This window comes from Blautia sp. CGZ-1-C1 (assembly GCF_056504575.1).
In genome coordinates this window covers 1-26456 of record NZ_JBWLUT010000036.1, presented here as the reverse complement: position 1 = coordinate 26456, position 26456 = coordinate 1, and the positions used below count along the sequence as shown (strand labels likewise).

The 26456-nt window shown below is 41.5% G+C and carries 21 protein-coding genes; 3 read left to right on the top strand and 18 right to left on the bottom strand.

Features of this window, described 5'->3' with window-relative positions; genetic code table 11:
- Positions 1-196: 196 nt before the first annotated feature.
- The 4 genes from AC058W_RS01925 to AC058W_RS01910 all read right to left on the bottom strand — a co-directional run bounded on the left by AC058W_RS01925 (position 197) and on the right by AC058W_RS01910 (position 6080).
- Positions 197-1642, bottom strand: a complete 1446-nt coding sequence (locus AC058W_RS01925; RefSeq protein WP_118247462.1) for an LCP family protein — start codon at positions 1640-1642, stop codon at positions 197-199.
- Positions 1643-1658: 16 nt separating this feature from the next.
- Positions 1659-3062 (bottom strand): undecaprenyl-phosphate glucose phosphotransferase, encoded by a 1404-nt coding sequence (locus AC058W_RS01920; RefSeq protein WP_117676153.1) that lies wholly within the window; start codon positions 3060-3062, stop codon positions 1659-1661.
- A 163-nt stretch (positions 3063-3225) separates the two neighbouring features.
- Complete coding sequence (locus AC058W_RS01915) at positions 3226-4182, bottom strand: glycosyltransferase family 2 protein (protein WP_118590787.1); 957 nt, start codon at positions 4180-4182, stop codon at positions 3226-3228.
- Complete coding sequence (locus AC058W_RS01910; RefSeq protein WP_119244749.1) at positions 4164-6080, bottom strand: glycosyltransferase family 2 protein; 1917 nt, start codon at positions 6078-6080, stop codon at positions 4164-4166. The genes AC058W_RS01915 and AC058W_RS01910 overlap by 19 nt, the downstream gene beginning before the upstream one ends.
- 211 nt (positions 6081-6291) lie before the next feature.
- Between AC058W_RS01910 and AC058W_RS01905 the strand changes: the two genes are divergently transcribed.
- The gene (locus AC058W_RS01905; protein WP_117844856.1) at positions 6292-7572 is read left to right on the top strand and encodes a D-alanyl-D-alanine carboxypeptidase family protein; all 1281 of its coding nucleotides are present in this window, start codon (positions 6292-6294) and stop codon (positions 7570-7572) included.
- Positions 7573-7812: 240 nt separating this feature from the next.
- Here AC058W_RS01905 and AC058W_RS01900 read toward each other — a convergent pair whose 3' ends face one another.
- From AC058W_RS01900 to AC058W_RS01840, 13 genes are all read right to left on the bottom strand, one after another.
- Positions 7813-9270 carry an ArnT family glycosyltransferase gene (locus AC058W_RS01900; RefSeq protein WP_117676219.1) on the bottom strand — a complete coding sequence of 486 codons (1458 nt, stop codon included), beginning with the start codon at positions 9268-9270 and terminating at the stop codon, positions 7813-7815.
- Positions 9271-9361: 91 nt separating this feature from the next.
- A complete protein-coding gene (locus AC058W_RS01895; protein ID WP_117676220.1) occupies positions 9362-11806 on the bottom strand; it encodes a glycosyltransferase family 2 protein in 2445 nt (814 codons plus the stop codon).
- 1 nt (position 11807) lies between these two features.
- A complete protein-coding gene (locus tag AC058W_RS01890) occupies positions 11808-14312 on the bottom strand; it encodes a glycosyltransferase family 2 protein (RefSeq protein ID WP_182438284.1) in 2505 nt (834 codons plus the stop codon).
- A 2-nt stretch (positions 14313-14314) separates the two neighbouring features.
- Complete coding sequence (locus AC058W_RS01885) at positions 14315-16507, bottom strand: class I SAM-dependent methyltransferase (protein ID WP_118629908.1); 2193 nt, start codon at positions 16505-16507, stop codon at positions 14315-14317.
- A gap of 98 nt (positions 16508-16605) precedes the next feature.
- Positions 16606-17880, bottom strand: a complete 1275-nt coding sequence (locus AC058W_RS01880; protein WP_117676164.1) for an ABC transporter ATP-binding protein — start codon at positions 17878-17880, stop codon at positions 16606-16608.
- A gap of 120 nt (positions 17881-18000) precedes the next feature.
- Positions 18001-18816: an ABC transporter permease gene (locus tag AC058W_RS01875; protein WP_117676166.1), complete on the bottom strand. Its 816-nt coding sequence runs from the start codon at positions 18814-18816 to the stop codon at positions 18001-18003.
- A 12-nt stretch (positions 18817-18828) separates the two neighbouring features.
- Positions 18829-19383, bottom strand: a complete 555-nt coding sequence (gene rfbC, locus AC058W_RS01870) for a dTDP-4-dehydrorhamnose 3,5-epimerase (RefSeq protein ID WP_117676167.1) — start codon at positions 19381-19383, stop codon at positions 18829-18831.
- 20 nt (positions 19384-19403) lie between these two features.
- Positions 19404-20768, bottom strand: a complete 1365-nt coding sequence (locus AC058W_RS01865) for a D-alanyl-D-alanine carboxypeptidase family protein (RefSeq protein WP_340283890.1) — start codon at positions 20766-20768, stop codon at positions 19404-19406.
- A 24-nt stretch (positions 20769-20792) separates the two neighbouring features.
- Positions 20793-21923 (bottom strand): dTDP-4-amino-4,6-dideoxygalactose transaminase, encoded by a 1131-nt coding sequence (rffA, locus tag AC058W_RS01860; RefSeq protein ID WP_117676170.1) that lies wholly within the window; start codon positions 21921-21923, stop codon positions 20793-20795.
- A complete protein-coding gene (locus AC058W_RS01855; protein ID WP_181977693.1) occupies positions 21920-23215 on the bottom strand; it encodes an ATP-binding protein in 1296 nt (431 codons plus the stop codon). Before AC058W_RS01855 ends, rffA begins: the two co-directional genes overlap by 4 nt.
- Positions 23212-24177, bottom strand: a complete 966-nt coding sequence (locus AC058W_RS01850) for a hypothetical protein (protein ID WP_117676172.1) — start codon at positions 24175-24177, stop codon at positions 23212-23214. The genes AC058W_RS01855 and AC058W_RS01850 overlap by 4 nt, the downstream gene beginning before the upstream one ends.
- Positions 24177-24989, bottom strand: coding sequence for a glycosyltransferase (locus AC058W_RS01845; RefSeq protein ID WP_479389641.1), 813 nt, complete (start codon positions 24987-24989; stop codon positions 24177-24179). Before AC058W_RS01845 ends, AC058W_RS01850 begins: the two co-directional genes overlap by 1 nt.
- Entirely contained in the window at positions 24964-25113 is a 150-nt protein-coding gene (locus AC058W_RS01840) for a glycosyltransferase (RefSeq protein WP_479389640.1), read from the bottom strand. Before AC058W_RS01840 ends, AC058W_RS01845 begins: the two co-directional genes overlap by 26 nt.
- Positions 25114-25395: 282 nt before the next feature.
- On the opposite strand from AC058W_RS01840, the gene AC058W_RS01835 reads away from it, so the two are divergent.
- Positions 25396-25746, top strand: a complete 351-nt coding sequence (locus AC058W_RS01835; RefSeq protein WP_117676175.1) for an EamA-like transporter family protein — start codon at positions 25396-25398, stop codon at positions 25744-25746.
- A complete protein-coding gene (locus AC058W_RS01830; RefSeq protein ID WP_479389639.1) occupies positions 25739-26065 on the top strand; it encodes an EamA family transporter in 327 nt (108 codons plus the stop codon). The genes AC058W_RS01835 and AC058W_RS01830 overlap by 8 nt, the downstream gene beginning before the upstream one ends.
- Before the next feature lie 211 nt (positions 26066-26276).
- Here AC058W_RS01830 and AC058W_RS01825 read toward each other — a convergent pair.
- The coding region (locus tag AC058W_RS01825; protein WP_479389638.1) for a hypothetical protein at positions 26277-26456 on the bottom strand (180 nt) is incomplete at its 5' end.

The window sequence follows — 26456 nt, the reverse complement described above, 5'->3', positions numbered from 1 at the left end:
TTTCTCTCGTTGTCTTCAATATTATTCTCTAAGTTATCCGTTTTATCAGATTTCTGATCATCTGCCCCATTCTTAACTGTCGCATTACCTTTGTTATATTTATCAATATTATCCGTCATCGCTGCTCCTTATCTGAAAAAGAGGACCATCCTCACCGATGGATGGTCCTCTTTTGTAATCTTATTCAGTTTCCTGATTACTCCTCTTCTGAACTTGTTCCTGAATCTGCGTCTCCGCCGTCATCAAACCCGGTATCGCCACCGGTGTCATCTCCGCCGGAATAATCGCCGCCGCCATCATCACCGCCGCCATCGTCACCGCCGGTATTATTATCACCACCGCCATTATCGTAGTCTCCGCCGCCGGTGTTATCGTCATCACCGCCGCCATTATCATAATCTCCACCGCCGGTGTTATCATCATAGCTGCCGCCATTATCATAACTATTATCATAGTCATTATCATAGCTGTAATCGCCACTATAATCTGTACCTCCGGAACTGTTATCGCCAGACCATACAAAGGTATCTGCTGTATTAGTGGTATCCGTCTGCTGGGATGTAGCTGTTGAAGCATCATCCAGCTTACTCTCTCCACCAACGATCTCCAGAATCTTATTACTGCGCGCAACTACCTCTGAAGATGGAGTATAATCCTGATCATTGTACAGGAACTTATGAAGTTCAACTACGTTGTTCTCAAGATCTGTAGGAACGATAATACTTCCTTTGATATTTGAGAATTTATACTTCTGCGGGAAACCTGTACTGTCAGTAAATTTATATCCTACCAGAGTAGGAATCAGTCCCAGAATATCCTGCTTGGAAAGAGAAGTCGTTACCATAGGGAACACATCATCCATGATCTTAAAAATAGAAGAAAGACCTGCTATCTTTGCCTTATCAAAAAGCATTCCCAGTACACGTCTCTGACGTTCTGTACGTCCCATATCCAGACTTGCGGTATAACGGATACGGCAGTAAGAAGTTACCTGTACACCATTCAGATGATAAGTTCCAACTGTAGCTTCCTGATCTTCCGGTTTTGGTTCCGGTTTCTCGATCGGTGTGTAATCTTTTCCTGTCAGTTTGGAAGTTTCTACGCAATAGTTATTCATATGCTCGATCTCAGCATAAGATAACGGAATATCAAGACCGCCAAGGTCATCTACTACTTCTACAAGCGCAGAGAAATCAGCTGTAGCATAATCAGAGATATCCAGATCCAGGTTTGTATTTAACATGGAAATCGCCTGTTCCGGTCCGCCATATGCATAAGCCGCATTTGCCTTTGTATATGTGTCATCTCCAATATTCAGAAGTGTATCTCTGTATACGGATACCATTCGTACTTCTTTCGTATCATTATTTACACTTACAATGATCATTGTATCACTGTTCTGTGCAGAATACTGAGAACCCTCTCCTCTGGTATCAATACCAAACATTACATAGGTCTTATATCCTGTCATCTTCGGTGCTTCCTGGTTTACGATTACTTTTTCCTGATCCAGTTCCGGCTGTTCGATCTTATCCAGTCTGGAGGAAATCTGTCCATATACATATAATCCGCCAATGAACAGCAACAGTACGATAATCTCAAGCACAAACAGTACTTTTCTCTTTTTTCCTGGTTTAGCCATACTCTTTCCCCTTATCTTAATATGCATTCTTGTTTATAAATCCCTTGAAAAATGTAAGGAATATGATCTTGATATCCAGTCCGATACTCCAGTTTTCAATATAATAAAGGTCACATTCTATTCTTTTCCTTATGGAAGTATCTCCACGATACCCATTTACCTGCGCCCATCCGGTAAGTCCCGGACGCACCTGATGTTTGACCATATATCTCGGAATTTCTTCTCTGAATTTCTCCACAAAAAATGGTCGCTCTGGACGTGGTCCCACGAGGCTCATATTACCTTTCAGTATATTAAAAAGCTGTGGGAGCTCATCAATGCTTGTGTGACGCATAAACTTTCCGATTGGTGTTACTCTTGGATCATTCTTTACTGTCCATGCCTTCTTCTCTTCCGACTCCGGCTGTACTTCCATAGAACGGAATTTATACATCCAGAAAGTCTGATTGTGAAGTCCGACTCTCTCCTGCTTATAAATCAATGGCCCCGGCGAAGTCAGTTTGATAATCAGACACATCAGAAGCATCAATGGCGAAGTCACAATAATTCCCACGATTGAACCAACAATATCCATAGCGCGCTTGACCAATGCATTGAATGTATTGTTTAACGGCACATAACGGATGTTGATGACCGGAAGTCCCAGAATATCCTCTGTATATGGTTTCGTCGGAATAATCTTATTATAGTCCGGAATAAACTTCGTGTGTACTCCTGACTTTTCACACAATGCCACGATCTCTTCCAGGCGATAATACTCGCTTAACCCCAGAGTGATCGCGATCTCATCCAAACGGTTTTCCGGAAGTATCACATTCAAATTGGCAATTCTTCCAAGGACCTTAATACCTTTGTATTCTGTGCCTGCCGGTATGTTGTCATCAAGTATTCCGCGTATCACATATCCCCACTGAGGATTTGCAAGAACACGATCAATATATTCCTCTGCTGCACGGCTATATCCTACACATATCATCTGTTTCTGATTAAGTCCCTTCTCACGCATATCCCGGAGAATGGTAAATATCAGCATTCGGGCACACCACTGGAGTATGATATTAATCACATAGAACATAATATATGTGGAACGTGAGTAATCACTTTCATCAATCATATAAAATGTAAACATGAGAATAAGGAGCCCGAGTGAATTGGCCTTTATAATATTGGCCAGCACAAGTCGGCGCCCCTGCATCCGCATAGGAGTGTACAATGTAAATGCCTGATACAGCAACAAATATACAGGTACAATGAGGACCAGCATCAGCATGTACTGCTTAAAACTTCTTGTACGGACTGCCGTTGCCGCCATAGGTCCCACAAAACGAATCAGCCACGCAAGAAAGTAAGATAATACCAGTACGATCGCATCAACAAGCATATGGAGACGACTGAAATTCTTTTCATTGTCTTTTAACAATCTTTTGTCACCTCATTTTTATCGATTCGTAACCATATCCTCTTTATCACAGTTACTATCGCTTCTATATTATAATAGTTGATTTACAAAAGCAATAAAATCTTCTTCTTAATTTTATAAAATTTCCATGAATCTATTTGTTATATTTTACTGCTTTTTCTTATCATCCGCAAAAGCGCCGGAAGATATTCACCCACAATTCAAGCTGTATCTTTAAATAGTTTGGTAAATTCCGAAGTTTAAAAGATACTTTTTGATTTTTTCTGCTGATCTGAAAACCGTTTTTAATTCCCGCTATATATTCTCTGCCAAATCCTTTTAATGCGAAAAACAGAATTTTAATTCCAAATCCCACCACAAGGAACGGAAGATTTATAATGATCTGCAAAACCGGCATGTTCTTATAGATCAGGTAAATATTATTTCTGGAAGAATAGCGAATCTTAAATTGATTATACCTGGAACCGCTTGTCCCGCTTCCCACATGATATACCATCGCATCCGGTGCATACCAGTTTTCATATCCGTGGATCCTTGCTCTGTATCCTACATCCATATCTTCAAGATATGCAAAATGTTCTTCATCAAAGTATCCGATCTTATCAAAAAGCTTCTTTCTGTAAATAGCCGCACCTGCACAGGAAGCAAAGATCTGCTCTTCTTTCTCGTAAGTATGAATATCTTTTCCCTTTCCTCTGGCATAGGCCCAGCCAAGCGCACAGTAATAATTTCCTGCATCATCCAGTTTGTCTCTGTCATGGAACTGAATCATTCTGGCTGCACATGAGAAAGCCTTCGGGTGTCTTTTAATGGCAAAGATCATTTCCTCTATAAAATTCTCAGTTACTTCTATATCATTATTCAACAGCAGCACATACGGTGCCCTGGATGCCTTTATCCCTTCATTGACCGCTTTACAAAAGCCAAAATTCTCCGGCAGTTCGATCAGATGAACCCATGGATACCTCGCTGCAACAAATGCGCAGCTTCCGTCACTTGATCCATTGTCCACCAGAATCACTTCAAAATTATTCACTGACTGGCACTCCAGGCCTGCAAGTACGCCATCCAGATAAGCCATCCCGTTAAAGTTCGGAATAATCACTGATACTTCCTGCATGATTTCCTCCCTGTATTCTCTTTCTTCTGTCCATTTCTTGTTTCGGCAGTCTCCATTCCGGGAATCGGCTTCAGAGAGTAATTCCATTTAGTAAGGGACAGGTTTTTATTATAATAAGGATCTCCGTTTTTAAGGATGTCCATCCAATGACATCGCATATATTCAATTTCCGTCTGAAAACGACGTACTTTCTCTTTACTGTCCTCGGCTCCTCTTGTTTTTGACTCCATATGATAAAGCTTTGCATATGGATCGTATACAACCAGATGATTATTCTTTCGTACTTTCAGGCACAGATCTACATCATTAAATGCAACTGCGAGTTCTTCTGTAAATCCTCCGGCCCGCTCAAATACTTCTTTCTTCATCATCAGGCATGCTGCGGTAACTGCACTCATATCCTGAAGCAGAGATGCCTTGTGAAGGTATCCCGTACGATCTGCCGGCATATCAACAAACATATGCCCTGCGATCCCGCCCATTCCAATCACGCATCCCGCATGCTGAATCGTATTGTCAGGATAAATCAGCTTCGCTCCAACACCGCCGACTTCCGGTCTCTGGCATACGCCAAGCATCTCTTCCATCCAGTCCGGCTCAATAGATTTCACATCATTGTTCAAAAAAAGCAGATATTCTCCTCTGGCATGCGCTACACCAAAGTTATTAATAGCAGAATAATTAAATTCTTTTCCCCAGCGCAGAAGATGTATTTGCTGATCTCTGGAAAGTTCTTTATAGTATTTGAAAATCTCTTCTGTCGTACTGTTATTCTCTATGATTATGATTTCAAAGTTCTGATAGGATGTATTCTTCTTTAATGACTCCAGACAAGTCTGCAGGGTCTCTTTCTCATCTTTATTCGGAATGATCACAGAAACCAGTGGTTCTCCCTGTACCGGATATTTCACCCGGTAAAACCCCAGATCCTGTGTATGGCTTACGGTACCTTTCGTACCCGTTCTCTCAAGATGAGCCTCTATCGCCCTCTTTCCCGCTTCAAAAGCGTACATCTTGCTGGCCGGATTATCTGCTGTGGACGCTTTATGTGTTCTCCAGTGATACAAAATCTCCGGAACATGCAGCACTTCTCTGGCATTCTCTGTGCAGCGGAAAATAAAATCATAATCCTGTGCCCCGTCAAACTCTTTTCGGAAACCTCCTGCCTTCTCTATTATGCTTCTGCGTACCACAAAGAAATGGCAGATATAGTTATTTGAACGCAGCAGATCCAGATTAAAGTCCGGCTTCAGATGCGGCTGAAAATGCTCGTCCAGATCTGTCGTTACCTTATCCTCATCTGTATAAAGTGCATCTGCCTGCGGATGATCCTGCAGTGCATTCACGATCTCATACAATGCATTCGGAGCCAACAAGTCATCATGGTCGAGAAGTCCCATAAATTCGCCCTTTGCCATGGCAAAAGCACGGTTTGTATTCTCCGCAATGCCAAGATTTTCTTTCAGGTTACAAAACCTTACCCGGACATCTTTTGCCGAATAATCTGCCAGAACTCTCTGCATCTCTTCATTATCCGGACTTGCATTCGCAATACACAATTCCCATTCTGTGTAAGTCTGGCTGATCAGTGATTCTATCATCTGCTTCAGAAATTCTACGGGAGTCTGATAGGCAGGCACCGCGATACTGATCAGTGGTGCATAGTTGAATTTATGTTTCCTTTGTTTCTCAAGTGTTTCTTCATCCGGAACATAAGCCGCATACCATGGACCATACGGCACTTCTTCCGGTTCAAAACGTTCATGCAGCCTGATCCAGAATTCTTTCGGGCCATAATGCTTCAGATAACGAAAACCTTTCTGAATCGTATACGGAGAAAGTTTCTTCAGCATTTTCGACCACTGGATCTTTCCTCCTGCCGATTGTTTTTTTCTCATATATTAACCTCGATTTTTACTATGATTTTTTATTTTAACATTGTATGATATTTTTTGCAAGAAACACGCTAAATGTGTTATACTGTTACTGTTCACATGCCACTATCCCGCGAGGTGTTTTGGCATGTATATGCCAAAATCCGAGACATACAAGCCAAAATTCCATTGCCGCAGGCAATCTGGAACTAAAAAACAGGAGTTTTAATATACCATGAAGAAAAAAAGAATTACCGCAGCGCTTCTGGCTCTGGGACTTAGTGCAGTCACTATATGTTCCCAGCTTCCGGTCTTTGCTGCTGAAGAAACAGCACAAGCCACGGATACTGCCGCGCAACCACAGACTGCCGACCCATCTGTTGTCACTACCAACGGTATTGACGGATGGCCACAGGCTTCCGATATTTCATCCACTGCTGCTATTGTAATGGAAACCTCAACCAATACAGTTCTCTATTCCAAGAATGCCGACCAGGCTCTTTATCCTGCCAGCGCAGTCAAAGTTATGACCTGTCTGGTCGCCCTTGAGAACAGCAGTCTGGATGATCAGGTAACTATGACTGCAACCGGCGTATCCGGTGTTACGGATGGTGGAGCGAATATTTCCTCACAGCTTGATGAAGTCTTCACTATGGAGCAATGTTTATATGCAATTATGGTCGCATCCGCAAATGATATCGCATTGCAGGTAGCAGAGCACGTCGGAGGTTCTGTAGATGCCTTCGTACAGACAATGAACGCACGTGCCCAGGAACTTGGATGTACCAATACAGTCTTTACCAACCCGACTGGGCTTCCTGATGAAAATCAGCATATAACGGCGCATGACATGGCTCTGATCATGGAAGCAGCCATGGCAAACGAGACTTTCAGAACCATTGCCGCAACTACTTCCTATACACTCCCGGCAACCAACGTATCCGGCGGTGAACGTGTACTTACAAACAGTTTTACCATGATCAATAATGCCAGTGACGGTTATTATGAACCATGTATCGGTGGAAAAGAAGGCTATACCGAAGCTTCCGGAAGTACGCTTGTCTGCGAGGCAGCCAAGAATAATATGAAGCTTGTCTGCGTAGTCTTAAATGGCGCATCCGGTGTTACGGACGACGAGGCGATTGCGCTCCTTAATTACGGATTTGACAATTTCTCTCCGTTAACGATTGCTGACACTGACTTCAACCGTCTTTCCGGCGGTACTGTTATTGCTCCTAACGGTGCAACAGAAGATAACCTGACTACAGAGGATACCTCTTCTGACGGACAGATCACACGCCAGTACTACTTTGGCGGAACCCCTGTCGGAACCGCGATCCTTGAAGATACTGAGCAACAGTCAAATGATGCTGCCGTTACCGGCCAGAAGAATATGGAAGCAGCACAGAATTACTCTGCTTCTCATACAACGACACCGTATTATATCATCGGTGCGATCGGAGCTGCATTCCTGTTATTCTTTTTATTCCTGCTGGTCAAAGTAATCCGGTCCTGATTTACAATTCCTATTATCTGACAAAACCTGCCGTTAAAACAGGCAAACGTGCAGATAATCGTAACCAAAAAGAGACATAAAAAACAAGGTAGAACTTATTCTTTGTAAAATAACTCCTACCTTGTTTTATGTCTCTTTTTTATTCCAATATATTATGATATCAGGGGCAAAAGGTCAGAAAGCCGTTCGTGCCTGCACGATAAAGTTGTTGAAACAAAACGCCAGATAAACTTTCATCCTTTATTTCGCATAAAACGGTACTATAAGAAATGCCCAGCATGCAAACGGTGAAATGACGAGTAAAGCAGTGATTGCTTTATATATCCAGCCTCTCACTTTTTCATTTTTTATTACCTTAGTCAGAATCTTGTTCCAGCCCAGTGTAACAAAATACATCAGAGGATATAACGCAGGCATCAGATATCTTCCCTGTGCCTGATTATCATTGTAATACACATAATCCATAAATAAAATCACCGGAATAACGATCAGCAAGATCATCATCCAATGGAAGATTCCCTCTACATTACACTTTCCCGACGTCACTTTTGCCTTGATCTTCCAGGTATCACCTGCTACCGTTTTCTTCTGTCGGATATACATTGTCTTTCGGAGGTTAAATATCCCTCTTGTCAGAAAAACACTTAATATTCCAACTGCAAAAAATACAATGTACATTTTGCTCACAGCATATGGCATATAAATCTCCATCAGCCCAAATGTACCAATAAAGCTTACGCACACAGTCAATGCCCAGTTATGATACCATCCCGGATCCTGATAAAAAATAATGTCTTTCCAGCTCCATTTCAGCTTCTCCGGTGTAGGATAAAGAGATGGTCTGTAGTCCTTCTGCGCATATTTCTCGGCACATTCCGCGCAGGATCTTCTTCCAAGAAAATCACCATTATACAAAACTGCATTACGGATAAACCACCAGCCGCAAAGCAGTATCGTTACTCCTGCAATCACAATTCCCCGGCTAAAAAGAAAACGGATTCTCTGTGGGAAAGGCTCCTCCCTGCCAAGCAGTATTGTAAGGCAGAAAAAGAAAAAACTACAAAGTATCCAGCCATATGCATTGTAATAAGATAACGCACAAACTGCCATTCCCACAGCAAGGACAATGCAGTTCTTCCATGTCCAGTCCTCCCGAAGATAAGAAGCCCACGCGTACAGAATCATTGCTGCTGCCAAAAGTGCCAGAGAATCTGTATTTACATAAGTTCCCAGAAAAATTGCCTGCGGCATAAATCCGGCAAGCGCTGCAAACATCCATCTGACCTCCGGGGAATATTTTTCCTTTGGAAATAATTTGCCGGAAGCTTTTACTACAAAATATACCGCTCCTGTGACAAATAATACATCTGCCATACGCGCGATCTTAAATATAGAATATCCCGGATTTGTAAAAAGTCTGGCTATCCTCATAAATACCGCAGAAACCATATAGGACACGATCGGATAATACGCATAGGAAATGCCCCAGACCTTATTTCTGACTTCCGGATCATCTCCCCGCGGGAGTGCTCCATGATACTTGTATATATAATCTGCAACAAGATATCTCATATGCTCATCCGGTCCTGAATCAAATGGCTGCGTCATCGCCCAGACAGTCAAAAGTACAAATGCAAGGAGCACAAAGACCAGTGTCATCGTCTTTTCATTTATCTCTGTTTTCTTTTTCTTTAACATATCTTCTTTCACATTCAATTATTTTTTGAGCGTTACTGTTCCCTTCCATCTCAGAATAACGGCACGTGAACAGCAATTTTTGAGTACTGCCTCAAATTCTTTTTAAAGAAAAGTCCTGGCTTTTCAATGTAAGATTCGGATTATAATACGGATCTCCATTTTTTAAAATATCCGGCCATTTTTTCTCAAAAGCAGCGATTTCCTTATTGAAACGCGCTACCTTCTCCGGAGTATCTTCCAAACCTCTGGACTTGGATTCATAATGATATAACTCCGCATATGGATTATACACGATCAGATATCCTGCCTGTCTCAGTTTCATACAGAAATCAATATCATTAAATGCAACTGCCAGTTCTTCTGAAAGTCCGCCTACTGCATCAAAAGCAGATCTCTTTACCATCATGCAGGCAGCTGTGACTGCACTGTAATCCTGTGCGCAAATGATTCTGTGGCAATATCCTGTCGTACCTCTCTTCTGCTGAACGAAGCAATGGCCTGCGATTCCGCCAAAACCGATCACAACACCGGCATGCTGAATCGTATCATCCTCATAATAAAGTCTGGCGCCTACTGCTCCGACATCTTCACGCATACAATATCCCAGAAGCTCTTCCAGACAATCCGGATTGATGATCTCTGTATCATTATTTAAAAGAAGCAGGTACTCTCCTTTCGCAAAAGATGCTCCGTAATTATTGATTGCAGAATAATTAAAGACTCCATCCCAATATACCATATGCACTTTCGGATTCTCTGCCTCCAGTTTCTTATAATACTCAAAGGTCGCAGGATCTGTGCTGTTATTTTCTACGATAATATATTCATAATTTTTGTAAGTAGAGTTCTTCTCGATTGAATCCATACATCTTTTCAGATCATCAATGTGATCTTTATTCGGAATAATAACAGAGATCAGAGGATCATAATCTCTGATAAACTTCGTTCTGTATAATCCCAGATATTCTCCCTTGAAAACCTCTGCCTTGACACCAATTCTGTTATAGTGCTCCTGAACCGCACGTTTTCCTGCCTCAAAAGCATAAAGCTTACTCTCCGGATTCTCCGCGGTAGAATCCTCATGACAGCGCCAGTGATACAAGATCTTTGGAATATGGCAGATTTCTTCTGGTTTTACTGTTTCCACACAGCGGAACACAAAATCATAATCCTGCGCACCGTCAAACTCGCTTCTGAGCCCACCTGTCTTTTCAATCACTTTACGTGATACTACAAACAGGTGGCAGATATAATTTACCGTGCACAAAAGATCCGGGTTGTAATCCGGTTTAAAATGTGGCTGGAAGAATTTATGTCCATCCATTGACATCTTATCTTCATCAGTGTAGATCACCAGTGTTTCCGGTTTGTCATTCAAGGCCTTAACACATTCAAACAGGGCATTTGGTGTCAGCTCATCATCGTGATCTGCAAAGGCAATAAAATCACCTGTGGCAAGTTCTATTGCGCTGTTGGTATTCTCTGATATCTGAAGTGCCTCCTCATGAGAAACATATTTGATTCTCTTCTCTTTCGCAGTCAGCTCTTTTAACAGACCTGTCAGAGGTGACTGTGCACCACTTCCGTCAGAGAAACAAAGTTCCCAGTTTGAATAGGTCTGCTCCTGAAGCGATTCGACCAGCCTTCGCAAATATTTCTCTGGAGTTTTATATAGTGGCACTACAAAAGAAATCTTCGGATTATATGCAAACGTTGTTTTCCTTTGTTTCTCAAGCTCACTCCTGTCCGGCAGATGATGCCTGATCCACTTCTGGTAAACCGGCGGGCCCTGACGTACATTTTTGATTTTGGTAACTACTTTCTCAGCCAAAGCCGTTGCTCCCTGAGATTTCCAGTAACGAATACCTTTTTCTACGTATTTGTCTATTTTTTTCGCCAGAATATCTGCTTTTCTCAGTGGAACGACATGTACGGTTTTTTTGTCTCCGGCATAAAAAACTACATACAGGCATTTTCCGGAAACATTCGTAATCTCAGCAAAGAATCCTGTTTTTCCCGGGTTTTTGGCTTCTTCAAACAGCTGGTTTACATCCACTCTGTCTGTTCTCTGAATCTCAGCCGTAACCGGCTTCTTATCTGCGTCAAAAATCCGGATCATTACCGGCTTCTGCGCGATCGCCCATCCTCTGATGCGTACAGTTCCCTGTTCTGCTTTCTCCTCTTCGAAATAAACCTGTGGCCTGTCTCTTTTTTTCTCCAGCTCACGCGTTGTAACAGAAAACCAGGCTGTTTTTTTATCCGCAAATTTCTCATAGATCACCAGTTTATGAAAACCGTTTAAGTCTTCCGGTATCCGGATTTCTGCCGTTACCTGCATTCCTTCCAGCTTCTCAGGATCCTGGAAGCGCTCCAGCGCACTTACATTATTATTTTCTTTTACAGATACTTCCAGCTTCTTATTGTCCAGATAAACCTCCATGGAAGCTTCTTTGGGCCAGTGTCCCTGAACGATATATAAATTTTTATCAGATAAATGAAATCTCTCTCTTACTACTTCAAATATTTCCTTAGGCATATCAATCTCCATTTCTCTCCAGTTTTCTCAGAGAGCAGTCTGTATTATTCAACGTCAGATTTGGGTTGTAATAAGGATCCCCTTTTAACAGTTCTCTTTCCCATTTTCTGCGGAAACAATTTACCTCTCTGGAGAAACGCAGCTGCTTTTCCGGTGTATCTTCCATTCCCCTGGACTTGGATTCATAATGATACAGTTCTGCATACGGCGTAAACAGGATCTTCTCTCCTTTATCTCTTACTTTCATGCAAAGATCAATGTCATTAAACGCCACTTTCAATTCTTCATCAAATCCGCCAACTGCTTTAAAAACAGAAGTCTTTACCATCATGCAGGCGGCTGTAACTGCGCTCATTTCCTGCACGCAGCGCAGTCGTCCCATATATCCTTCTGCATCCCCTGGAAGTTTACATAAAACATGAGCTGCAACACCGCCAAGACCTACCACAACACCGGCATGCTGAATCGTATCATCCGGATAGTACAGCTTCGCACCAACCATTCCGACGCCTTTTAGCTGGCAAAACTGTAACATTTCCTCAAGCCATGAATCCGTGATGATCTCAACATCATTATTGAGGAATAACAGATATTCTCCCTGTGCCTCTCTTACGGCAAAATTATTGATTGCTGAGTAATTGAATTCCTTTTTCCACGTAAGAATCCTGACATTTGGATATCTGCTTTTCAGCGTTTCGTAATATACAAATGTCTCCTTCTCTACACTGTTATTCTCTACGATGATAATCTCATAATTTTTCCAGGTCGTTTTTTCTTCTATGGAAGAAACACATAAATCCAGATCATTAATATGATCTTTACTCGGAATAATAATAGAGATCATCGGCTCTGACTGAATTGCCAGATGAGTTCTGTACCATCCTGCTTTATCTGCTGGCTCTGCAACTGCCGGAAGCTGTGTTCTGTTATAATGATCTTCCAGTGCTCTTCTTCCTGCCTCCCAGGCTTTCTGCTGTTTGTGAGATTCTCCGTTTTCATTTTCCATGCAGTGGCAGAGGACTCTTGGAATATGCACGATTTTTTTTGCCTGTTCACAGCATCTTAAAATCATGTCAAAATTCTGAGCCCCATCATATTCCGGACGAAACTTTCCGCTTTGTTCCAGCACGTCTCTCCGGATTGCCCAGAACTGCCCGATGTAATTATTCTCTCTTAATCGGAACAGATTAAAATCCGGTTTGAATTTCGGATCGTAATGATGCTTTCCATCTGTACTTACTTCATCCTCATCTGTATAGATCATATCTGCTTTCTTCTCAGTAACTGCCTTGATCATCCAGAAAAGAGCATCCGGTGACGGTACTGTTTTCTGATCAGAGAATAAAATGTAATCTCCCATTGCGAGTTTCAGCGCTGCATTCAGATTCTCAGAAGCGCCTTTATCTTCTGTGATTTTTTTATAAGATAACCGGATTTCTTTTTTGTACTTCTTCCGCAAAAAGTCTCCGGTTTCTTCTCCCTGATTTACATCCACCAGACACAGCTGCCAGTTACTGTACGTCTGATCCATGTATGCATCGATCACACTGCTCAGAGATTTTACATCTGTGTCTGACAGAACGATCACGACGCTCACCAAAGGCATATAAGAAAATATCGCATTTCTCTGTCTTTTCAGTTCTTTTCTAAACGCTTCATGGTCTTTCAGCCAGTCCTCGTATTCCTGCTCTCCATCCTTAAGCTGAGAGTTTTTCACATATCGGAAAAATCTTCCAATTCCGTTTTCTTTTATATACGCATGGTTTTTCTGTCTGTTTTCCAGGGACAGAAGTTTCATCTGCTGATAAAAACCTGTATTTTCTCTCTTTAGCTTCTTTACATCTATCTTATATATTTTTTGTATGTCCCGACCACGGAAACAAATGCAGATATTCTGGCTGTGTATATTCTCCAGATTCACTGTGATACAAAAACCGAGATTTCTTTTTTCCGCCTCTGGAATTCCCTTTACCTCTTCCACATCCGGCCGTCTTTGTCTGGTGATCGTACATTCCAGAACTTTTCCATCCGAATTCTGAACAAATACATCATCAGAATCCATCTGATTTACGACCCAGCCTTTGATCGTCAGGATATTTCCCTGTGTGATCTGCTCTTCGTCGATATGATACTCGATAAGACTTTCTGTACAAAACTTCTTTATTTCCTGCGCAGATGCTTCCCAGATAACTTCCTTTTCATTTCCTGCCTGCAGTACAAGCTGTAAGCTTTCATGTTCCTGTGCAAGCTGCAGAATCTCCGGTATCTTTATTGTGAAACCTGCGTTTTTTATTTCTTTTATCCCTTTTGTTTCTTTTAGATTATCAGCCACATCTGTTCTTTCATAGCGCGAAAGTTCAGGAAAAGAAATTTCTTTTCCTGAACCATAAAGAGAAAAATTACATATTTTCTGTTCTCTGGCTACGGCCCAGCCGGTAATAGTCAGAGTATGATTTTCTTTATCACTGTATATTCTTTTGTCTACACTCCAAAGTATATTTCCCATAACTAAACCCTTTTTACCGTACGATACAGTTTCCATGCCTTACTGCGTTCTACCTGATCCACCAATGCTTTCTTCTGCTCAAGTTCCTGTCTCAGCTGATCCACTGCTCTTTTCTGTTCTGTATAGATCTTCCAGAATTTCTTTTCTGTTTTCTTCTCATCCAGAATTTCCATTTCAATCTTCATGGATTTTTTGTTTTCAGGAACAGATGGCACGATAATCTGCGGATCATCCCCTCCGAAATAAAATTCTCCATTTTCTACCTCACAGCCATCTGTATGGAAATCAACAAAATTTCCATCTTCCCAGGTAAGCCTGCTGATTTTGAGTCCTTTCGCCAGTTCTCCCGGATCAAGGCGAAGCATTCTTGTATTTTCAGGAAGTTTAAATTCCACACAAACTTTCCTGTTTTTAAACAGATATCTTACAGAATCTGCCTCATTAAAACTCTTTCCGTTATCCCAGAAAATCTGAAGATTCTCCAGAGTTTCCTCCTTCTTCTCTCTGTAGTAATCCTCAATCTCTGCCCTTCCCGGAGAAATCTGAGTATACATATTCCGCATTGCTGTATGTTTTCCCAGAATATATGCCTGTAAATTGTGTTCCATTTCAACATATATTTCTATATCTTCAGGAGTAATTCCTGCTTTTTCATAAAAGTTCAGGTTTCTTAACACTCTGCGTTTATCATTCAGTTCCAGATAATAAAAGATCATGCGGTAAACCAGATACTGAGATGGCACAGGGAATGCAAATGTCCATTCATAGTCAATAACAGATACTTTATCATCTGACAGAATAATGTTTGCAGGGACGAAATCAATGTTGGAAATTTCTGCGCATTTCAGATCAGAACGCAGATTTACATCTCCAAACACCCTGACAAAACCTTTCGTTTTCTCAAAAGGTTTCCTTTCATGAATGTTCTTTACTTTTCCTATATAAGTAAAGAATAATTTCTCAAGCTCCTCTGTTCTGCCCTCTTCCAGAAGATGATCCAGCTTATCTTCCAGTGTGATTCCTGTCAGGTATTCCAGCTCTGCACAGTTATCTTTTAACGAACACTGATTGACCTCAATTCCCTCTTCTTTATACATCTCCGTCAGAGTCTCATAAATGATTCTCAGATTCCTGATATGCTCTACGGCTTTCTTGTGTGCAGGCGCTTTCTTTACAGTCAGTTTTCCGTCTGCCGTTTGATCGATCTTCGTATAAATGGAAAGCTTCTGATCTCTTTCGTTGGAAAATTTCACATAAACCGGCGCCATCTCCGGCTGTTCTTTTCCGATCACAAGAAGAAATGAATTGGCAAACTGTGGATACATATCATTGCTCAGAAGTGTATCATAGACCCGGGATTCCTGAAAAAGTCCCAGCCGCAGTCTGTCAAAATTGTAATCTTTCATATGCAGTTCTCCACCAGCCGGGAGATGCCTGTCTGAATGAATCATCATTGGAAATTTATAGTCCGGATATGGATAATACCAATCTGCCTTTAAGTTTCCGGCATCCTGCAAAATCCCGTTAAATTCTTTTCTTGAAAAAGTTTTGACACCTTTTGTATTCGGATATCCCTGAATTCCCTCGAACAGAGTTCCGAAATGATCTTCCGTACATCCGGCCCAGTATTTCAGTCCCAGTCTGTTCTCGATGGCCAGAATAATCTTTCCATCCGGTTTCAGATGTCTGGATATGATCTTAAGAAAATCCACATATGGGTTCTCACTCTGGATATAAGATTCCCCATACTCAAACACACCGATCAGGGTAATATAATCATATTTTTCTGTCAGATTCTTCTCTATCTCCTGAAAGTTTCCCACAAGAATCCGAAGGTTATCCTGATCCTGATGTCGGTATGCATTGATCTTGCTTCTCTTCATCGAAAGCTCAATACAGGTAACTTCTTTCGCTTTCTCACACAGAGCACCTGTGACGGCCCCACATCCGGAACCGATCTCCAGGACCTTTTCCTCTCCGGTAAATGGAAGCCAGTTTAAAATATTCTCTCTGATATGAGAGAAATGATAAAGAATCGGCCAGCTCTCCCGTTCACTGATCACTCTGTTAAATTCTTCCGGTGCAAAATCTCTGGAAATTGCAAGCATTTCATCTTCTATCGCACCATCACTATATAAATCCTTTCCCGGATAGCACGTAGTATCCAGAATTACTTTTCCGATTTTTTCTTCCATATATTTCCCTCGCGCTGATTTTTATTCACTGCATCGTCCTGAAACGTGTTTCAAACACGCTTTCCTATATCCTGTCACCGGCATCAAAAAGTTACAGGCTATTCCCCACACTGAACTTCCACTTTAGAATCCATGTCATAAAAACCAACTGTATTCTTGCTGGAGATCACCGTAATATTACATGCATCATAAAGTCTGTGGAACACTGTGAAGTCTCCATTCTTATATCCGGTGCAGCCAAATGACAAAAGATATTCGCCACCCTGAAGGTTCATCGTCTGGGTAAATGTTACCGTACATGTATCACCCTTACCGGAACGCTCAACTTTAGCATTCTCATACATGGTATTCGTGCCTGTGATTTCTGTACCCTGGATGTTTTTGAATGTATATGCCATGATCGGTTCCTGAATATCCTCATTGAACCGGACTTTCATGCGGATTTTGAATTCGCTGCCTTTCTCTATCGTATTGGAGCACATTCCCTTGTCATCAATCACTCTGAAATCTGTGATCTCTGCGATACGGCTTCCATATTCCAGCATATTCGGATTCATCTGGAAATCTCCCAACTCCTCGCTGTTCTCCGCCGGAATCTGTTCCTCACTTGCGGATTCATTCTGCTTTACAGGGTTCTGACCTACGAGAAGCTGTTTATAAAGATCGACCATCTGCTTCGGTGAACCTTCATCCAGTTTCACGCCTTTGTTCAAAAGCACAACTCTGTCACAATATTTTGAAACACTGCTGAGGTCATGACTTACAAAGAGGATCGTCTTGCCCTGTTTCTTAAATTCTTCAAATTTATGATAACACTTTGCCTGGAAAAATACATCACCTACTGATAATGCCTCGTCTACGACCAGAATCTCAGGATCAATATTGATTGCAACAGCAAAAGCCAGACGCACGAACATACCGCTGGAATATGTTTTGACAGGCTGATGAATAAAATCTCCAATATCTGCAAATTCCAGAATATCATCCAGTCTGGCATCTATCTCTTCTTTTGAAAAACCGATCATCGTTCCATTCAGATATACGTTCTCAAGTCCGGAATATTCCATATTAAATCCGGCACCTAACTCCAGCAGGGCAGAAATTCTTCCATCTACCTTCACCTCCCCCGAAGTAGGAGTCAGAACACCTGTGATGATCTTTAAGATCGTTGATTTACCGGAACCATTGGTTCCGATAATTCCCACGCATTCGCCCTCATAAATATCAAAATTCACATCATGAAGTGCATAATGCTCTTTATAGAGTTTCTTTCTGGTAAGCCCAAGCGCTTCTTTCAATCTGTCTGAAGGCTTATCATATAATTTATACATCTTGGTGAGATCTTTCACCTGAATTACTTTCTTGTTCTCCACATTATTTCCTTTCCGGTCAGGCGGATCATCATCCGCTTCGTTACTTACCTATAACCAAATGGGCACCTGACAGCCTTTTACAAACAAATCAGCTGACAGGTATTCCGGATTTTCAGGTCATTACAAAACATCCGCAAAATGAATGCGCAGACGTTTAAATACCCATCCTCCGAATACGAAACACAAAATCGTAAACACCCAGAAATAAATGGTCCAGCCTGCATGTTCCCAGAACCAGGTCTTCATCAGAAATGTGTCTCTGTATCCGGAAACAATATAATACATTGGATTCAGTTTCAGAATCTTCATAATAATCGGATGCCCCTGTAAAGGAGTATTCTCAACGATCCACATGATTGGTGTTAGCCAGACACCTACCTGAAGCACAATATTGATAATCTGTGTCAGATCCCTGAAAAAGATTACGATTGCGCTGGTAGCATAGGATAATCCAAGCACCAGAAGAAACACACATCCACTGTAATAAATAATCTGCAGATAATAAAGATCCGGCAACTTCCCGTAAGCTGCATACAGAATAATCGTAAACAATACAAAGAATGCATGTACAAACATCGCAGAAATAATCTTGACCACCGGGAGCACACTGATATTAAAAACTACTTTTTTTACCAGATAATTATATTCCAGCAGAGAGTTCGTTCCGCCGATCAGTGCGTCCTGGAAAAAGAACCATGGCACGATACCGGCAACCAGATAGAGAACAAACGGAACTCCCAGATCTCCGGTTCCTGAACGAAAGCCTACAGAGAATACAAACCAATATACAAGAATCGTGATCACAGGCTGAATAAATGCCCATACGATTCCCAGATAAGAACCTGCATATCTTGTCTTAAAATCATTCTTTGCCAGCTTTGCCACAAGCCGTCTGTTTTTATAAATATCCTTTGGTAAAGAAAAAATCGTATCCAATCTCTCGTTCTCCTATTTGCGGTAATCCTTAAAGCTTCCCCATTTTGTATCTTTGTCAGAAAAGCTTAATTCCATTCCTTCCGGAATTGGCCATTCTACTCCGATATCCGGATCATTCCAGATCAGTCCGCCTTCATCGTTTGGATGATAAAAATCAGAGCATTTGTAAACAAACTCCGCATGATCAGAAAGTACAAGGAATCCATGTGCAAATCCCTTAGGAATGAAGAACTGTTTCTTGTTCTCAGCAGAAAGTACAACGCCAAACCATTTTCCATAGGTTTCGGAACCCTCACGAAGGTCTACAGCCACATCAAATACTTCTCCATTTACAACACGTACAAGTTTATCCTGTGGGTAATTGATCTGGAAGTGAAGTCCACGGAGCACGCCTTTGTGGGAACTGGACTGATTGTCCTGCACAAATTCAACATCGATTCCCGCTTCTTTAAAGTCATTGTAGTTGTAAGTTTCCATGAAATATCCTCTGGCATCTCCGAAAACTGTAGGCTCTACTACTTTTAATCCCTTGATTCCACCACATTCTGTTACTTTAATTTTTCCCATTTTGTTTTCCTCTTTTCTGTTTATCTATAATATTTTTTCTCTTTCTTCGACAATGCGATCAGAAGAATAATCAGCAGCAGGATCATCGCAGCACCTATTCCCAGCAGTATTTTTCGCAGCTGCGGTATCCCTGCAGAACTTTTTGAATTCTGAGAACTCTCCTGAACTTCTTCATCTGTACTTTCGGACGTATCCGTTCCCACTGACTGTCCAGCATCAGACGAATCCGCTGTTCCATTCTCCGAAACAGTATCTGCCGCCGGCTCTGGTGTCGGTGTTGCCTCAGGAACCGTTACACTTCCTACCATATAATCTCCATAATAATAATTATCTATGATTTCTCCATCTGACGGTTCCTCTCTAACAGTCAGGTTATCCACAGTCACGCCATTCGGGACAAGTACTTCTCCACCATTTACCTGAAGCTTTGTGAAATTCTGGTATCCATAATTAAACATCGCTGTGGAATCTGTGCTGGCGATTGCAAGATCTGCCGCCTTCATGGTGACCGCAATATAAGTAGTTCCATTCTTCTCAACGGCCGTTACAAGAGTATTGCCCGCCTCGCTGGTATATCCTGTTTTGCCGCCAATGCATCCGTCATAATAATAGCTGCTCTCCGGCGCAAGCATCGGGTGATGTGTATGCAGCACCCTTGACTCACTGTTCATGTTTGTCGGTTTGATCGTATAATCTGTAATGCCAATGATCTTGCGGAATTTCTTATTCTTAAGACCTTCCCGCATAATCAGTGCCATATCGTGTGCTGTAGAATAATGATTTGGATCCGGAAGACCGCTTGCATTTGCAAAATGTGTATTCGTGCATCCAATCTCTGCCGCACGCTGATTCATCATATCAATAAAATTCTGTTCCGTACCGCCTACATGTTCCGCGATCTGAGCTGCAACCTCATTTGCCGATCGGATAATAAGTGCGCAAAGGCATGCTTTCATGCTCATTACTTCCCCAACCTGCATTCCGATATTTCCTGAATCCCAGCTGATGTCGCGTGTTCCGGTTTCGGTGAAGACCACATCTTCTTTCATTGAGCAATTCTCCACAGCAAGCAGCAGCGTCATAATCTTCGTGATACTTGCAGGATAACGAATCTCATCTCCGCCTTTGCTATACAGAAGGACTCCGCTGTCCGCATCCATCAGCACGCCTGTCTCTGATGTAATCTCCGGACCTGTCGGCCAGCCGGAAATTTCATTTGTTGAAATAGTTGCCGGAGCTGTTGCCGCATCAGCACTCTGTACGCCTGTTTCAGATGTTGTATCCGTCTGCGTCGTTACCTCCGCAGCACTACAGATCTGTACAGATGTCATTGCGATCACACCTGCGAGAATTGCAGCCTTACATAAATGTTTCCATTTTTTCATAATATATCCTCTTGTTGAATAAAATCAAAACTCATCGAATGAAGCAATCGTATCTGTGATATATTTCACATCTTCCATATCCAGATTATAAAACATCGGCAGTCTCAGCAGACGTTCGCTCTCTTTTGTAGTATAAACATCTTCCCCTGAAAATCTGCCAAATTTCTGTCCGGCAGGAGCAGAATGAAGCGGTACATAATGGAATACGCTGCAGATTCCTTTTTCCCTCAGATACTTGATCAGACGTGTTCTTACCTGGATATCGCGAACTTTAATATAGTACATATGTGCATTATGGCTACATTGTTCCGGCACATATGGCTGTTCAATCTTGCCCTCAGCTGCAAGATGCGCCAGGTTTTTATTATAATAATTGTAGATTTCCATTCTTTTATTGAAAATCTTTTCACGCTCCTCCAACTGTGCGTACAGATATGCTGCATTCAGTTCACTTGGAAGGTAAGAAGATCCATAGTCCATCCACCGGTATTTATCTACCTGTCCCCGGAAAAATTTACTTCTGTCAGTGCCTTTTTCCCTCAAAATTTCTGCTTTTTCCTGATATTCATCATTATTAAAGAGGATTGCTCCGCCCTCTCCCATAGTATAATTCTTTGTCTCATGGAAGCTGTAACAGCCAAAATCTCCAATCGTACCAAGCGCTTTGCCTTTATAAAAGGCGTCCACTCCCTGGGCCGCATCTTCAACAACTTTAAGATTATATTTCTTTGCAATTGCCATGATCGCATCCATCTCACAGGCAACTCCGGCGTAATGAACCGGCACGAGCACCTTGGTTTTCTCCGTGACTGCTGCCTCGATCAGTTTCTCATCAATATTCATTGTATCCGGTCTGATATCAACAAATACAATCTTCGCTCCCTTTAATACAAATGCATCCGCCGTTGACACAAATGTATAAGACGGCATGATCACCTCATCTCCCGGTTTGATGTCACAAAGGTGTGCTGCCATTTCCAGTGCATGTGTACATGATGTCGTTAACATGACATGCTTTATATTAAAATGCTCCATCATCCACTGAGAGCATCTTTTCGTATATTCTCCGTCTCCGCAGAGCATTCCTCTCTGCACTGCATCACGGATGTAGTCAATTTCCCTGCCGGTAAAAGCAGGTCTGTTAAAATCAATCATCTGTTTTCTTTTTCCTTCTCATATTCAGGTATCTTATTTCTGTAGGCTACTTCTTGCCCTTTTGAATCCCGGATACTCATTTCATTGAAAAATTTCCTGGTTTCTTTCTCCAGCTGTCCCCGGGTATCTGCTTCTATATAATATAACGCAAGATACGGATTTGGTCCGTATTCTATCACGTTTTCTCCCTCTTTATAAAAGATCCATGGTTTTACAACGCATCTCTCCTGTGCCAGCTGATATGCTGCTTTCTGATCGGCAATCTGAAGCTGTCTTCCCTGAAAATACAGCACAGCCCCATACTTCGAAGGAGAGCAAATATCATGCTGTGCAAACATTGTCTGTATCTTATCTTTCTCATAAAGATAATTCAGCAGAAGTTCTTCTATCGAAAATCCATATACCATATCTGTCAGCTCATGCTCATAGCCAAAGAAACGCCCCGCAATCTCGCAGACCTGAATTCCTTTATCCGGTTTCCAGAAAAACTGCATAGACAATGCTCCCTCCATCTGTCCTGTATGCCGGATATATTTTTGCAGAACATCTGTGGCATTCTTTTCAACCTCTGACAAAAACCTGGATGGATAAACATTCCGGGTGCTGATTGGAAGCATTCCCTCTTCCACTTCCGTTTTCTCACGGTCTGCAATGCTGATTACATTTACTTCTCCATCCATGACCCATGTCATCATATTAAATTCAAATCCATCATTGTATTCTTCGATCAGAATCTCCTGACAGTTTGTATATTCTGCTGTCTGCAATGCTTTGGTAACAATTTCATCCTGGTCGTGAATGATAAATATTCCCCTTGAGCCATATTTATCCAGTGGTTTACTGATAAGTGGATATTGCAGACCTGAAACAGATTTCTGTATCTCCTCCTCAGAGCCTTGTTTCAGTAAATCTACAGGCACTTTGCGAAATCCCGGTGTCGGCAGCCCAAGCTTATCCAGCACTTCTCTGCACGCAGATTTATCTCTGTACCATGGAAGCTGTTCAGGTTTCAGATAACAAGGCAGCCCGGCCTTTGCCGCGATCTTTACCATACATTCTAAAAGCAAATCTGAAAATGATGTAATGATCCCATCTATCTTTTCTTCTCTGCACATCTGAGCAATAGAGTCAATGTCCGTCACAGGGATCGTATAATCCTTATCTGCATATTTCCTCGCGATACCATCCGGATAGCCGTCACATACAACAACCTCATAGCCTCTTTTTTTCGCTTTCTGAACCAGTTCTGTAAACTCTCCGAGCGTACCCAGAATCAGTACTTTATGTTTCATTCCAATTCCTCACATTCTCTGACAACAGCCGCCATATATTTCATATCCTCTGCATCATAGCGCTGGTCGCATGGCAATGGCAGAATATTGGCCGCCCAGGTATATTCCAGACTGTTTTTCTCACAGTTCTCAATAATATTTTTCCAGTAAGTAGGTACAAATATCTTCTTTGCTGCAAGGCGCCTGCGAAGTTCAGGACCATTCGTATGAAAATATGGATAGGCAAAAGGTCCTTCCGGTATGATTTCATTGAATATATTCTCTGATGGAAGCAATTCTCTCAGAATCTGATAATTCTGCTCTCTTCTTTCTTTCGCACTGTCATAATCCACCGCTTTTAGCAGATTTTGTGTAAGTCTGGACATCTGCCTGATTTCCATTCCATCATACTTCGCTGCATTCGCAAGCATATCTTTATAATATGTTCCCGCATCCTGCTCATAGCGTCCCAGAATATGTTTCATACGCTCTGCAGAATAATCCGGTATGTTGTTCTCCGTCAGCTGTGCTTCTGTTGACAGATAAGCCCCGTCACTGACACCCCAGAATTTCCTGCATGAATAAAGCGTATCAATTCCTTCTAACGGTTTCTGGAAAAATGCATGGGTGTGATCCACAATAATATTTTCATAAATTCTTTTATATTCCAGAATCTTAGAATCTGTCAGCTGTCCATAATAGTTTACCAGATACAGATACTCCCCGTTTGTAAGCTGCTTCTTGGGATAGATAACCTCCAGTTTCTCATTCAGATGATAAAATTCTGTCTGTATCTGATTCTCCTGGCAGGTATGCACTACAGATTCACACAGAAAATAAGGAAGAATAACTTTCTTGCATCTGCGGCTCTGTAACAGCCATAACAAAGCCGTTCTTCCGAGGTTCACCCTATATAAATCAGAATAGTATTCCTTACCCGGCATTTCTTCCAGTTGAAAATATCCACCGATTTCCTTCGCCATTATTCGTCTGTATCCTCCTGACGTATTACATAATGCGGCATTTTCTTCGCTTCGTTAAGAATATTCATCAAGTAAATTCCCATAATTCCGATTGATAACAGGATTAGGCCAAAAAATGCCAGCATAACCAGCATTAATGAAGTCCATCCCTGTACAGACACTCCCATGGTAAAATACCTTACCAGATAATAAATCGCCATTATTACACTTGTCAGAAAGCTGACAATTCCAATATTTCTAACCAACAGAAGTGGAAATGCGGTATGTGCAGTGATGTCATAAATCAAATCCTTTACCAGTCTCTTAAAAGAATAGCCGCTCTTGCCATAAGCTCTGTCTGCATGCTGAACCGGAACATTGATAATACGGTTCGAGCTTAAGATCAAAAGATTTCCAATCTGCGGAAGGTATGTATTTGTCTTGATCATCGCATCCACAAGAAATCTGCGGATCAGTCGATAGCTGGTGATCTGAAGATCGGGATCTTTCCCAAGCATTTTGGATGTTGCCCATACCGAGAACTTTGTTCCAAGCTTGCGGATCGGACCATGTTTTCTGCCCTCATAGCTTGCGATGATAACGTCCACATCCGGTCTCTCCTGCATGGTTCTTACCATCTTTGGCAGTTCCTCCGGCTGATGCTGAAGGTCATCATCCATAGTTACTACAAATTCTCCCCTTACATGTGCAAATCCGCATAAAAGTGCAGGATGCTGTCCAAAGTTTCGTGCCATCTGTATAATACGGACTCTGTGGTCTTTCTCCCTTAATTCTTTCATTATCTCATCAGGATCTGTCCTTAAATCCGTCATCCACAAGAATCAGCTCAAAATCTTCTTTCAGAGTTTCCCGAAATACTTTCTCCAAACGAGTATATAGTTCTCCCAGTGTATGTTCAGAATTATATACAGGAACAACCACTGAATATAAGCTCATATTCATTTCCTCTTTCTTTTTCTCATCTTTTTGCAATCATTTTTATCATATCATTTTCACCATGCCTTTTCAAGTTTCATCCGGTACAAAACCTTGACTTCCCGGTGTTTTTATGTAAAATAGACTACATATGCAAATTAACCGGTGATTTATTGGTTTTATTGCTTATTTATAGTATGGTCATATGTATTTACAAATATATTTTGTATATAAGAACACTGATATTAATCGAATCAGAGAAATTCCTTTCTTCAAATTTTATAATTTTATCATGGAGGTATCATGTCAAAGGTAAAAGATTACATACAGCTACATTTAAATATTCTGTTGTTTTCACTGACAAGTGTTTTTTCCAAATTTGCTTCTATTCAATATAACAGGCATGGTCTGAGCAGTCCTCTGCTTTATCTTTTTTTATTTCTGATGGTTGCCAACTGTGGAATCTATGCGATCACCTGGCAGCAGGTAATCAAGAAATTTTCCCTGTCCACCGCCTATGCAAATAAGAGCGTATATCTTTTATGGTCACAGATCTGGGCAGTTGTGGTCTTTCACGAAAATCTTTCTATCCAGAATATTATTGGTATCCTGGTAGTTTTATTCGGAGTATGGACGGTGCAAAGATATGAATAGAACATTTATTTTAATTATGCTGGGAGGAACTTTTTTCTCCGCAGTCTCTCAGATACTTCTAAAACAAAGCGCAAATATCAAATATGAAAACCGAATCCGGGAATATCTCAATTTCCGGGTAATTCTCTCCTATGCCATATTTATGCTGATTCTTCTGCTGAATACCTGGTGCTATACAAAAGTAGATATGCGCTATGGTCCTGTTATCGATACAGCGGCATATGTGTTTGTTCTTCTTCTCTCTCATTTCATTCTGAAGGAAAAGATTACAAAAGGAAAGATCATCGGAAATCTGATCATCATTGCCGGAATTCTCTAATCTATACGCTTTAAATTGTTTGTAACTGTTCAGTACCTTCACAGTTACGGGATAGCTGCAGACTTGCTGAATAGTTACAATTGTTTAACAAATATTGTCAGATAAATAGCCCCTTGCTTATTGCTTTTTGCAATTGAAGCAAGGGGCTTATTTAATAACTATCGTAACTGTTCAGTATCTCGCAGGAAGCAGGCTGCCGAATAGTTACTATTTATATTCTTTTATTATACTGCCGGATCTGTAGGTAAAACTTAGCTGCTCCTCTTAATGGTGTCAGTGCCTTCTTTCCAAGCGGTCCCTTTCGTGCATCATCTGCTTTATAGGCTCCATCAAAAATATAAATCCTTGATCCATTACAATTATCATATACCCACTTTGCATCAGCAACACA